This is a genomic window from Pedobacter sp. KBW06, from assembly GCF_003852525.1.
In the GTDB taxonomy this organism is placed as follows: Bacteria; Bacteroidota; Bacteroidia; order Sphingobacteriales; family Sphingobacteriaceae; genus Pedobacter.
The window spans coordinates 312,717-325,771 of record NZ_QAJL01000002.1 but is presented as its reverse complement, the minus strand read 5'-3'; the positions used below and the strand labels follow the sequence as shown (position 1 = coordinate 325,771).

At 43.7% G+C, this 13,055-nt stretch carries 6 protein-coding genes; all 6 read left to right on the top strand.

What is annotated here, in order from left to right; genetic code table 11:
- Positions 1 to 149 precede the first annotated feature (149 nt).
- The 6 genes from DBR43_RS11495 (at position 150) to DBR43_RS11470 (ending at position 13,052) form a co-directional block, all read left to right on the top strand.
- Positions 150 to 3,221 (top strand): SusC/RagA family TonB-linked outer membrane protein, encoded by a 3,072-nt coding sequence (locus DBR43_RS11495; RefSeq protein WP_124580973.1) that lies wholly within the window; start codon positions 150 to 152, stop codon positions 3,219 to 3,221.
- Between the two features lie 4 nt (positions 3,222 to 3,225).
- A complete protein-coding gene (locus DBR43_RS11490) occupies positions 3,226 to 4,887 on the top strand; it encodes a RagB/SusD family nutrient uptake outer membrane protein (protein WP_124580971.1) in 1,662 nt (553 codons plus the stop codon).
- A gap of 38 nt (positions 4,888 to 4,925) precedes the next feature.
- Positions 4,926 to 8,009, top strand: a complete 3,084-nt coding sequence (locus DBR43_RS11485; protein ID WP_124580969.1) for a SusC/RagA family TonB-linked outer membrane protein — start codon at positions 4,926 to 4,928, stop codon at positions 8,007 to 8,009.
- A 19-nt stretch (positions 8,010 to 8,028) separates the two neighbouring features.
- Positions 8,029 to 9,771 carry a RagB/SusD family nutrient uptake outer membrane protein gene (locus DBR43_RS11480; RefSeq protein WP_124580967.1) on the top strand — a complete coding sequence of 581 codons (1,743 nt, stop codon included), beginning with the start codon at positions 8,029 to 8,031 and terminating at the stop codon, positions 9,769 to 9,771.
- Between the two features lie 207 nt (positions 9,772 to 9,978).
- The gene (locus tag DBR43_RS11475) at positions 9,979 to 11,427 is read left to right on the top strand and encodes a right-handed parallel beta-helix repeat-containing protein (protein WP_124580965.1); all 1,449 of its coding nucleotides are present in this window, start codon (positions 9,979 to 9,981) and stop codon (positions 11,425 to 11,427) included.
- A 38-nt stretch (positions 11,428 to 11,465) separates the two neighbouring features.
- Positions 11,466 to 13,052 (top strand): discoidin domain-containing protein, encoded by a 1,587-nt coding sequence (locus tag DBR43_RS11470; RefSeq protein WP_124580963.1) that lies wholly within the window; start codon positions 11,466 to 11,468, stop codon positions 13,050 to 13,052.
- Positions 13,053 to 13,055 lie beyond the last annotated feature (3 nt).

Below are 13,055 nucleotides of genomic sequence, written 5' to 3'. Positions count from 1 at the left end.
ACAAGGAATAAGCAATTTAAGTAGATTTTCACCCCATTTACAACCGTTTTTCACCCCCTTATTTTTTGGATTGCACACAACTTTACTGTTAGCCAAATAACCAAATACGCTTTGCCTCCCAGGCAACGATAAACCAAAATAAACCAAATATGATGAAACCTTACTTAAAAGTAAAGGGAAGACATGTGTACGGGAAGTTCCTGCTTAAGGGACTGATGATGGCCATGTTTTTTCCGATCTCTTTATCTGCCCAGACCAATAAGGGCAGCAAAGAAACCAAAAACTCAACCGACATTCCGGGAGTGGTTAAAGGAAAACTAACCAATATTTACGGAGAGCCTCTTTTTGGTGTAAACATCAGAAGTAAAACTGGGGAGACGGTGGTCTCTTCCGATAACAAGGGAGAATATTCCCTGATGATTGATTCCGGTGAAGTCGCCATATTTTCTCTGAAAGGATACCTGACACAGGAAGTCAGCATTTCAGGAAACAAACTGAACCTGGTTTTTACGGAATCGGAAAAGCCACAGCTGAGTGTGTACCGCCTTTATGATACCCAGAAAAAGGCGACCAGCATCTTATCCACAGAAAGTGTGTATACCAGAGACCTGATCTCTTCGCCGGTAACGGCCATTAATAATGCCCTGACAGGTAGAATGTCTGGCTTAACGACCTTGCAGTCCACAGGGATTCCGGGATTGGACGCTGCGGAATTCTCCCTGAGGGGACAAAATCCAACGATCTTAATCAACGGGGTTCCAAGAGATGTATCTTCTATAGATCCGGAAGAAATTGAATCTGTTACCGTATTGAAAGATGCACTGGCCACTGCAATGTTAGGTTTACGCGGATCTGGTGGTGCCATTATGATTACGACAAAAAAGGGGGAAGTAGGAAAACAGAAAATTGCTTTTACTGCTCAAACAGGATTGCAGACCCCGATCAGACTTCCTAAAACATTAGATGCTTTTAATTATGCAACCTTATACAATGAAGCCCTGAACAATGATGGAAAACCAGCCATCTATACCCCTGCGGATTTAGAAGCTTACAGAACGGGTTCCGACCCTATGGGCCATCCAAACGTAGACTGGTATAAGGAAGTGATGAGAAACAATGCGCCTTTCACCCGATATAATTTGAGTACCTCCGGTGGTGGAAACAATGCCCGTTATTTTGTGGCTGTCGATTACCTGGATCAGCAGGGGCTTTTAAAGACTTCAGATAAAAATACTTACAATACCAATTCAGACTTTAAGCGGTACATCGTGCGTACGAATATCGATGTAGACCTGAACAAAAATTTAACCTTAAACCTGAACCTCTTCGGAAGAATTGAGAATGGAAATGCACCTGGAACCAGTTTTATTGGTGCTTTCGGGGGCAGAACAGTCAATCTGGGGATCAATACGATATTCAATGCGCTGGCGACCACACCAAATAGTGCCTATCCGCTGTTTAACCCGGATGGTTCATTGGGAGGGAATAAAGATTTTCAGAACAATGTCTATGGTTTGAGTACCCAGGCGGGGTATACGCTGAGCTATATGAGAGAGATGTCTGCCGACCTTTCCCTTAAAAGAACGATGGATGACCTGGTAAAAGGATTGTGGATTAAAGGTTTGGTTACGTTTAATACCAACCTTTCTGAAGCAACCTCCAGAGGTAAAACCTTTGCGGTGTATCAGGGAACGAATGGTCCGTCAGGGATAACCTATCAGCGTTTTGGTACAGATGGAACGATATCAGCCGGAAATAGTGCCAATACCAATCAATATAAAAACTTCTATTCTGAGTTTTCTGCAGGCTATGACCGCAGCTTCGGAGATCACCATGTCCATGCGCTTGCCTCCGCAAATGTTCAGAACATTTCTATCTACAGCGACTTGCCACTTACCTATAATACCCTGGCCGGAACCCTTTCCTACGATTACAAGGAAAAATACCTGGCAGAAGTAGCGATGAGCTATAGTGGCTTAAACCGCTATCCGGATGGTAAAAGTTATGGATTATTTCCGGCAGTAGGTTTAGGCTGGAACATTGCCAAAGAGGGCTTTATCGCAGATCATGTGAAATGGTTAAATACCCTGAAGTTACGCAGTACCTATGGACGTACAGGAAATGCGAATGTGGGTTACTTTGTGTATAACCAGTATTTCGCAGATGGTGCGGGCTATTATTTTGGTCCGGGATCAGGGACTTTTGTATATTCTGTGGGCGACCAGACTTTGGCAAACCCAAATGTAACCTGGGAGAAAGCAGATAAATTCAATCTGGGAGTAGATGTTGGCTTGTTTAATGATAAACTAACCCTGACGGCAGAATACTATAACAACAAATTTTTCGACCTGATGCAAACCAGAGGCAAAAGTACCAGCATCATCGGAAATACCTATCCTCTTGAAAATATCGGTACTACCCGCTACAAAGGAATAGACCTGACGGCGAGTTACCGCAACCATGTCAATAATTTCAATTATTTCCTTTCCGGCAACGTCACTTCCAACAATAAGATCATTGAATATCAGGATGAAGTGTTCCGTGAGTACGACTGGATGAAGAGAACCGGACAACGTACGGATCAGACTTTCGGATATCTGGCAAACGGTTTTTACCAGAATGCTGCGGATATCGCGAATAGCCCTAAAACAGTCGGTTATATTCCTATTCCGGGAGATCTCAAGTACAAAGACTTAAATAACGACGGGATCATCAATCAGTTTGATGTGACCGGGTTAAAAAATAATAAACCGATGATCTATTATGGTTTATCCTTCGGTTTCGACTATAAAGGCTTCGATTTTAGTGCCTTATTACAGGGCGCGGCAAACCGAACTGTATATATGGGAGGGCCAACACAATGGGAATTTCAAAATGAAGGAAAAGGACAGGCTTTTGAGCAACACCTCAACCGCTGGACTCCGGAGACCGCAGCAACGGCTACTTACCCAAGGCTTTCGATAGGTGCCAACCCGAATAACCAGATGACTTCTTCTTTCTGGCTTCGCTCAGGAAATTATATGAGGCTAAAGAACCTGGAAGTCGGTTATTCTCTTCCACAAAGGCTTGCAGCAAAAGTAAAACTGGCATCTATCCGTGTCTTTGCCAACGGAATGAACTTATATACTTTCTCTGATAGTAAGGATTATGATCCTGAAACTTTTGGCGTATCCTATCCCGCGCAACGAATCGTGAACGCTGGTATCACCATTAAACTATAATCCTATGAAACACTTTATATACATTTTAATAGGCGGATTATTGTGCTTAACCGCATGTAAGAAAAGCAATATTGAACAAACCCCACTGGAAAAATGGACGGAGGACATCATTTTTGATCCTACAGATTCCCTGGGTAATTATGCCAAAAACTTTCTGAATGACATCTATACCTTATTGCCTACGGGTTATAACCGGATCGGAACAACTTTGGGAAGTGTGACCACGAGCGACGTTCTGGATGCGGCGACTGATGATGCCATTTCTTCTAAGGCATCAAGTACCATCGAGTCCTTTACCAACGGCAGGATCAGCCCATTCAGTCTCGTAGACGATGCCTGGGATAAAAACTACAAAGGGATCAGGAAAGTGAATATGTTCCTGGCGAACATTGGGAAAGTTCCCTTTCTGAATTCCATGATCGTGGAAAAAAATTACTGGATTGCAGAAAGCCGTTTCCTCAGGGCGATGTTTTATTTTGAAATGGTGAAACGTTATGGCGGTGTTCCTTTGCTTGGCGATAAAGTGCTGGGCCTGGAGGATGACCTCTCTTTAAAAAGGAATACGACTGAGGAATGTACCCAATATATCCTTTCGGAGATTGAAGCGATCAAAGACCAGCTTCGTCCAAACCCTGTTCAGGATGCAGACCTTGGAAGGATCTCTAAAGCTGCCGCATTGGCACTTAAGTCGCGCTTGCTGCTGTACCTCGCCAGCCCGAAATACAATCCTGGGAATGACCAGACCAAATGGCTCGCTGCGGCAACTGCAGCAAAGGACCTGATGAACCTGAGCAGTGCCATCGGATTGGAAAGTTCTTTCATCAATGTTTTCCTGACGCGTAAAAACAAGGAAGTGATTCTGGGATATCAACGTACAGTAAATACGACTTTAGAAAAGGACAATGCACCGGTGGGTTATACAGATGCAGTAGCGAGTAACGGACTAACAAGCCCGACTCAGGAACTCGTAGATGCTTTCGAAATGAAAAACGGAAAAGCGATTACCGATCCGACATCCGGATATAATCCTGCTAATCCTTACGCTGGCCGTGATCCCCGTTTTGATAAAACCATCTTTTACAATGGAAGCGATTGGATAAAACGTAAGGTAGAGACTTTTGAAGGCGGTTTAGACAAACCAGGAGGAATTGTGACACAGACACGTACAGGTTATTATATGCGTAAGTTTCTGGCCGATTTTTCTACTGCCACAACCTATAGCAACCAGACACATAACCCGATCATCTTCCGCTATGCAGAAATCCTGCTGAATTTTGCTGAAGCGCAAAACGAATATGCCGGTCCTACCGCAGAGGTTAAAAAGGCGGTGGAAGACATCAGACAACGTGCCGGGCTGGTTCCTTTTGCCCTGGCATCAGGCCTTTCCAAAGAACAGATGAGAGAAGTGATCCGACACGAAAGAAGGGTAGAAATGGCTTTTGAAGAACAACGTTTCTGGGACATCAGAAGGTGGAAGATTGCAGAACAGGTGATGAATGGAAAATTACATGGAATGAAGATCGTAAAGATCCCGGCGGGTGGATTTAGTTATGCTCCTTTTGAGGCAGCATCGGTGACTTTCGATGCAGCAAAAATGTACAACTATCCAATCCCTTATTCGGAAATCACCAAAAACACAAATTTAACCCAAAACCAAGGTTGGTAAATCATTCTGGTTCATTTCAAATAAACAAAACTCAGGTTATGCAAAGATTTATATATATAACACTTGCAATGGTTTTCTTCGTTCCAGGTCTTTTACTGGCACAAACCAAAGTGATTAAAGGGCTCATCAGAGAAAGCGGAGGCCCATTGCCCGGTGCAACAATTACAGAAAAAGGAATTCCAAATAATGGCGCACAGACCGGGGTAGACGGCCGATTTCAGCTGACGCTAAAAGGCAGCAGCCATACAATCGTGATCAGAAGCATTGGCTTTATCTCTCAGGAGGTCAATGTGGCCAATAAATCAGAAGTCAACGTCACGCTTGCAGTAGATGCCAAAGGTCTGGAAGAAGTGATTGTGGTTGGTTTCGGGCGACAAAAGAAAATCACCAATACCGGTGCGGTAAGTTCTATCAATGCTTCAGAGCTGAGACAGAACCCTACTGCCAGTGTGCAGAATACTTTGGCCGGTCGTTTACCCGGATTCTTCTCTCAGCAAAGAAGCGGACAACCGGGGAAAGACGGGGCAGACTTTTTTATCCGCGGGATCAGCAGCTATACCTCCGGACAACGTCCTTTAATCATTGTAGATGATATTGAATACAGCTATTCGGATGTATCACAACTGGATCCCAATGAAATTGAAAGCGTAACGATCCTTAAAGATGCTTCCACCACTGCTATTTATGGGGTGAAAGGTGCAAATGGGGTGTTGGTAATCACGACAAGAAGAGGTGTTTCCGGCGCTCCGGTCATCAATTTTAAATCGGAACTCGGATTACAGCAAAAAACCTTTGTTCCTAAATTTTTAGGGTCCTATGAGGCGGCAATGCTAACCAATCAGGCATTGGTAAACAGCGATCAGACCAAACGTTTCACAGACAGAGATATTGAATTGTTTAAAGATGGCAGTGATCCATATGGACATCCGGATGTAGACTGGTACAGTACATTAATGAAACCTACGGCATTGATCTCCAGAAATAACCTGGACATTTCGGGAGGTACAGAAAGCGTGAAGTATTTCGTTTCGCTGGGTTACCTGTGGCAAAATGGTGCTTTGAGAGATTTCAGCTCCAAAAGTGAGGTGAACAATACGCATTATTATAAACGGTATAATTTCCGCTCCAACCTGGATTTACAGGCCACCAAGACTTTGAGTCTGAGGTTAGACATGACAGGCCGTTTTGGAGAAACCAATGAGCCGATTACCAATAGCCCTAATGGAAACGGGCTGATCGGAGAGATTTATAGCTATAATTTTTTACCGCCCTTTGCCTATGCAGTATACAATCCCGATGGCAGTTACGGAACAAACTCCAATTTAAGCGGGGTCAATGTGGTTGGACGTATCGCTACCCAGGGATATAACAGGAGTTTTGATAACGACCTGAACATTACTTTTGGCGGAACCCAGAAACTGGATATGATTGCTGCAGGTTTATCTGCCAAGGGAACGATCTCTTATGCCAGTGCGCAAACCAATTCCAGAGGCCTTGCCAGAAGCAATACCAACTTCCCTCAGTATTACTATAATCAGGAAAAGAACACTTATACGCCTAAAGATGCAACGGTTTATCGCATCCCTCCTTATAACCTGAGCCGCAGCGCAGGAGGGGTAGAAAGAACCACCAATATCCAGGCTTCCTTAAACTATGACCATAACTTCGGAGCGCACCGGGTCTACGGTTTAGCCTTGTACAACCAGAACAGCTATATTGAAAATAAATCGGATAAACCAGGTTCAAGTATTCCGACAAATTTCAGGGGAATCACCCTTAGGGCAGGGTACGACTATAAACAAAAATACCTGTTTGAATTTAACGCGGCCAGAAATGGAACGGATAAATTCGTAGGCAAGAAACGTAATGGCTGGTTCCCTGCGTTATCTGCGGGCTGGAACATTGCAGAAGAATCTTTCTTTAAAAAGCAGGTTCCTTTTATCAACCTGTTTAAAATCAGAGGCTCTTATGGACTGGTCGGTTCGGATAATATTGGTGATTTTAAGTTCGTGTACGACCAGGTATATACCAATAATGGGACTTATTCTTTCGGACAGCAGCACAACAATTTTGCCGGGATTGCAGAAGGAACTTTAGGTAACGACAACGTCACCTGGGAAAAAGAAAAGAAAACGGACATCGGTCTGGACGTATCCATGTTTGAAGGAAAGCTTTCCTTCACAGTCGATTATTTCAACAACAACAGGTTTGATATCCTTACGCCAAGGGCGAGTGTACCACTGATCATGGGGATTGGCCTTCCTCCAATGAATTTAGGGAAAGTGAACAACAAAGGCTGGGATGGAGAGATCAATTTCAGAAGCAACATCAAAGATTTTCAGTATTTCTTCCGTGGAACCTTTTCTTATGCTAAAAATAAAATAACATTCAGAGATGAGGCCAACCCAAGGTATCCATGGCTGGCCAGAACAGGTCAATCTATTGGTCAGGGATTCGGTTATGTCTTTGATGGCTTTTACCAAAGTGCAGAAGACATCGCCAACAGTGCTAAGCCTACTACGCCGATTAAGCCGGGTGACCTGAAGTACAGGGACCTGAATGGAGACGGCATCATTGATGCATTGGATCAGCGTGCAGTAGGAAGCCCGAATTTGCCAAGCACAACGATGGGCTTAACGCTGGGCTTTAGCTACAAAGGATTTAGCTTTAGTGCTTTGTTACAGGGATCGTATGATTACTCGATGTATTTTGCTTCAGAGGCGATCGAAGGTTTGAGTGCTAATTTTCAACCCATTCACCTGAAAGCATGGACCCCTGAACTGGGCAACAACGCGAAGTTCCCGCTATTGGGAACCAACAGCACAATCAGTCGCGCGAATGTCTCTCTTTCTGATTTCTGGCTGGTAGATGCTAAATATTTAAGGTTAAAAACAATGGAAGTGGGCTATCAGCTGCCAGCGAAATGGGTGAAGCCAATTGGATTTAAAAGCATCAGGGTTTATGCCAACGGCTATAACCTGCTAACCTGGACCAATGTGGATAAATTCTATCAGGCAGATCCGGAATCTGTAAATGCCTCCGGTGGAATTATCAATACCGGTGCAATTACGGCATACCCTAATCAACGCATCTATAATTTCGGTGCTACTTTCTCATTATAAAGATTAAAATTTCAATACCATGAAGATAAAATTGATGTATCTGGTAATGGCAATCCTGCTGGTTGGAGTAGGTGCCTGCAAAAAAGGAAGTTTCCTCGATGCAAAACAACCCAGTGACCTGAATGAACAAGCTACTTTTACAGACAGTGTGAGGACGATCGCATTTTTAACCCGTTCTTATGTGGATGTAGGATTTAACTTTGATGCGAACAGATGGGAGGGTGGAGGACATCCGGTACTGGCGGATGAAGCCATTCCGGTTCGCTTTACAGGACCTCAGAATGATGCCATCCTGATGGCGAGTGGTGCCCTTTCTGCATCCAGTACCAATGTGACCAAACAGGTACAGGTGCTCAACAACTGGAGAACACCATGGGAAAACATCAGAAGGGCAAATGTATTTCTGCAAAATGTAGACCGCAGCCCGCTGAGTGCTGGCTTAAGGAAAAAGCTAAAGGCTGAAGTCCGCTTTCTAAGGGCATGGTACTATTTTCAGCTGGTTAAAGTATACGGCGGTGTTCCTTTGGTAGGAGATGTGGTTTATACCATTAACGACAATATCGACCTGCCACGTTCTAATTATGGGGATTGTATCGACTATATCGTTAAGGAATGTGATGCCGCGGCGACAGACTTGCCGGGTTTTAACGAGCAGCTGCAGCAGGATTATGGAAGAGTAACCAAAGGGGCATGCATGGGACTTAAATCCAGGGCATTGCTGTATGCCGCAAGTCCTTTGTTTAACGGCGGAGGAATTGCAACTGATCCAACGCTTAAAAACATCACCGGATATGCCAGTGCAGATCAGGAAAGATGGAATAAAGCAGCTCAGGCAGCAAAAGACATCATCAATTCCGGAACGTATGCATTGCTGGAAGATAACGATACAAGAATGGGATATGGTTTCTACAGCGTATTCCTGAAACGTTACAATAACGAATATTTGTTTGCTGCGATGAAAGCACCAAACAGGGAATATGAAAATAACCTTTTGCCTACTTCCAGAACAGGGAGTGGAAAGTCCAGCGCGCCAACACAGCAATTGGTAGATGCCTTTGGAATGGAAAACGGATTACCGATTACAGATCCTGCCTCAGGTTATAATCCCAATGATCCATATGTGAAGCGTGATCCACGTTTTGGAAACAGCATCATTTACAACGGTTCTAAGTTTTTCTTTGCAAGCAGTAACAATATGGCCGTGGTCAATACCTTCGTCGGCTCGAGTCCTGACGGTCCGGCAGCTACCGGCCCGATCAATATTCCGGGATATTACTGGAGAAAGATGATGGTGGAAGATGGTTCCGGAAATACAGACCGCTGTTATCCGTTGATCAGGTATGCAGAAGTGCTTTTAAACTATGCAGAAGCATTGAATGAATACCAGGGGCCTGTTGCTGACGTATACAATACGCTGATAAAGGTTAGAAAAAGAGCCGGCATTTTAGCGGGTGCAAATGGGAACTATGGATTAAAAACGGGAATCAGTAAAGATGAAATGCGTTTGGTGATCCAGAATGAACGTAGAGTAGAGCTGGCATTGGAAGAACACCGTCTATGGGATGTACGAAGATGGAAGATTGCAGAGGTAACAGATAACGTGATGCTGAAAGGAATGAAAATTACAAAGGTGGGCACCGGATTCACGTATGAGGTGATCGACATCAAACCTCATGCCTTCAGGCCTGCTTTCTATTTGTTCCCGATTCCGGAATCAGAAATTGCAAAGTCACCTAAGCTGCTGCAAAATCCAGGCTGGTAAGGGAAGTGAAGATAATGTCAATCGTGGTTGATGACAGGGTTAGTAAGTTGGCTCATCAGTCGTCATGCTGAGGTTCAGAATGGCGACTGATTGATCCTGACCAGACATTTTTTAGTACTTTCACCACATTTAAGAATAGATAGAAATTAGTCGTAAGCGTAAATATAAATTAATCGGATCTGTGGATCCGGAACTGAAAGAATGATAATGAAGAAAAAGTACCTGATCTGTTTGATGATAGGCCTGTTAACCGGCTATGGAATGTTACCCGAACTGAAAGCTCATGAGTTTAAGGCGATTCATAAATATTATGTGGACAGCAATAATGGCAATGATGACCAATCCGGACAATCAGAAAAACAGGCCTGGAAATCATTGGCAAAGGTGAATGCACAAACCTTTAGTCCCGGCGACCGGATCTTCTTTAAAAGAGGCGGGCAATGGGAGGGACAACTCTTACCTCAAGGCTCAGGAACGAAAACACAGCCCATAGTTTTTACGGTTTATGGAAAAGGAGCTTTACCGGTGATCGCGGCAAAGGGGAAATTCAAAGATGCGGTGCTGCTAAAAAACCTGAGCAATATTGCTTTGGAATACTTCGACATTTCTAACCTGGATACCCTGGTTAAACAACAAAAAACAGGTCCGGCAGGGGTTCGCGTTCTTGCAGAGAATATAGGCACAATCGGCAACATCCGTTTGTCCAACTTATACATCCACGACATTAATGGCGACAATAAAAAAGGAAGCAATGAAGGCAATGGCATTTTCTGGGATTGCCAGGGACCTATGCCAAGTAACATTGAAAACCTGCTGATTGAAAACTGTAAACTGCTGCGGGTAGACCGCAACGGAATCCGAGGAAACGGGACTTTTGGTTTCAGAACAAACTGGTTTCCCAACAAGAACCTGATCATCCGGGGCTGTACGCTGGAAGACATCGGTGGAGACGGAATCGTGGTGAAAGCATTCGACGGTTCGGTGGTGGAACACAATAAACTGTTTTACATCAGAACCCGGGCTAAAGACAATGCAGTTGGCATCTGGCCACATAGCAGCGACAATACCCTCATTCAATACAATGAGGTGGCTTATACCAAAAATCAGGACTGGTCTAACGACGGCCAGTCGTTCGATATTGATGGAAACTGTACCAATACCATCATTCAAAACAATTATAGTCATGATAACGAGGGTGGGTTTATGCTGGTGATCTCTGATGCGATAAATGCCAAAAGCAAAATGACCACAAACAGTATCATCAGAAATAACCTGAGTGTGAACGATGGAAACAAACGTAAACGCCTTTTCAACTTCGCCCTGGTTACCGATTCCACTTATATCAGCGGAAACCATTTTTACAACGAGTCTGCAGATTCTGTGAAAATGGAATTAATAGACATCGAACATGGAGTTCCTAAAAACGTAGTTTTTGAAAGCAATACTTTTCATTACAGCGGAACTTCCCTGGGGATTTTTAATAAATCGGCTAAACAATACGGGGCCCTAAAGTGGATTGGTAATACCTTTAAAGGCAATATCCTTGGTAAGGAGAAGCTGCTGAACCTAAGCGAAGCAACGACGAAGTATCAGAAAAACGGGAATAAATACCCATGGAATTTTTTAAAAGAGATGGAGAAAAAGAAGAAAGAATAACCTGAACAAATAAAAATAAATCACCCTAAACTACAATTATGAGAACCAAACTGTTAACCCTTTGCCTTTTAGCGGTAACCTGCTTTATCGCGTGTAAAAAATCTTCAGTGGAAGGAGATACCCTTCCCTTGGAAACGCCCGTTACCGATACGGTGTACACCAGTGCCCAGAACAGAAACCTTAACTTAATTTACTTTGTACCCAACGACCTTGATACGCTTCCTGCTTATGAGAAACGTCTGAGTGAACTGATGTTCTGGACGCAGAACTTTGTTAAAGGAGAGATGCAGCGCAATGGTTATGGTGAGAAAACCTTCGGTCTCTTTGCTGATTTGCGGATTAATCGTGTCAAAATCATCACAATCAGAGGAACAAAACCGAAAAGCGATTATGCCTATACCGGCGGTGCCGGAAACGTACAGGCAGAGATCAATGCCTATTTTACGGCACATCCTTCGGAGAAAACCAGTGAGCATACCCTGGTTATTTTACCACGTTATTCCTTTAAGCCAGATGGAACCCCTAGCGGTGGACCGTTTTATGGTTTAGGGAAATGGTGTTTCGCCCTGGATTATGAAGGTATGGACATTAAAAACCTTGGAAAAACAGATGCTGAAGGTAACCGTTTCAGTGTTTGGTTTGGTGGAATGGTCCATGAACTTGGACATGGCCTCAACTTACCGCACAATTGTCAGAAGGTTTCTGAAAATGCCACCTTAGGTATGGCATTGATGTGGGCAGGAAATGGAACTTTAGGAAAATCTAAAACTTTTCTTACAGCTACAGACTGCGCGATTTTAAATGTGAACCAAATTTTTAACAATGATGCTAAAACCTATTATGGTCCTGTAGTTTCATCGATTAATAAAATTTATGCGGATTATTCGGCAGATAAAGGCGCGATTGTGGTTTCCGGAAAATTTACCAGTGATACCAAAATAAACAGTGTGGTATATTACAATGACCCGAATGTAAACAACGAAGGAACGGGCACGAATAAAGACTACAATGCTACCACCTGGGAATCTAAAACGATAGGAACGGATAGTTTTTATGTAGAGATGCCGATCTCTGAATTTAAATATAAAGATGCCAGCCCCTATGAGATGAAAGTGAAACTCGTTGCCGAAAACGGGACGGTTAAAGAAACGATCTATACCTATAAGTTTGTGAATGGTTTACCGGTACTGAGCTTTGGTTCAAAAAATGAGATCAGTAAAACAGGATGGACGATTGCAGCATACAGTTCTCAGCAAACCACCGCTCCGGCAGCGAATGTGATCGACAAGAACTTAAGTACCGGATGGCACAGTCAGTGGTCAGTAGCACCCGCGGCATCCTATCCGCATTTTATCACAGTAGATTTAGGACAGCAGCAAACTGCAGATGGATTTACCATCCTGAATGCCGACCGGCGTGCCATAAAAGATGTAGACATTCTATATAGTGTTGATGGGGTTAACTTCCTTCCTCAGGCTACATATGTGATCCCAAAACTGGGTTACACGCAAAACTTTGCTTTCGCAGCACCTTTAACCTTCCGATATTTCAAAGTCCTGGCTAAATCCAGCTGGGATGGAGAGCAATTTGCACAATTCGCCGAAATAGGACTTTACAAAAATTAATAT

Excerpts from the sequence above, each read along its gene's own strand:
- DBR43_RS11475 (WP_124580965.1), top strand. The coding sequence starts at position 9,979 with ATGAAGAAAAAGTACCTGATCTGTTTGATGATAGGCCTGTTAACCGGC.
- DBR43_RS11490 (WP_124580971.1), top strand. The coding sequence starts at position 3,226 with ATGAAACACTTTATATACATTTTAATAGGCGGATTATTGTGCTTAACC.
- DBR43_RS11485 (WP_124580969.1), top strand. The coding sequence starts at position 4,926 with ATGCAAAGATTTATATATATAACACTTGCAATGGTTTTCTTCGTTCCA.
- DBR43_RS11495 (WP_124580973.1), top strand. The coding sequence starts at position 150 with ATGATGAAACCTTACTTAAAAGTAAAGGGAAGACATGTGTACGGGAAG.
- DBR43_RS11470 (WP_124580963.1), top strand. The coding sequence starts at position 11,466 with ATGAGAACCAAACTGTTAACCCTTTGCCTTTTAGCGGTAACCTGCTTT.
- DBR43_RS11480 (WP_124580967.1), top strand. The coding sequence starts at position 8,029 with ATGAAGATAAAATTGATGTATCTGGTAATGGCAATCCTGCTGGTTGGA.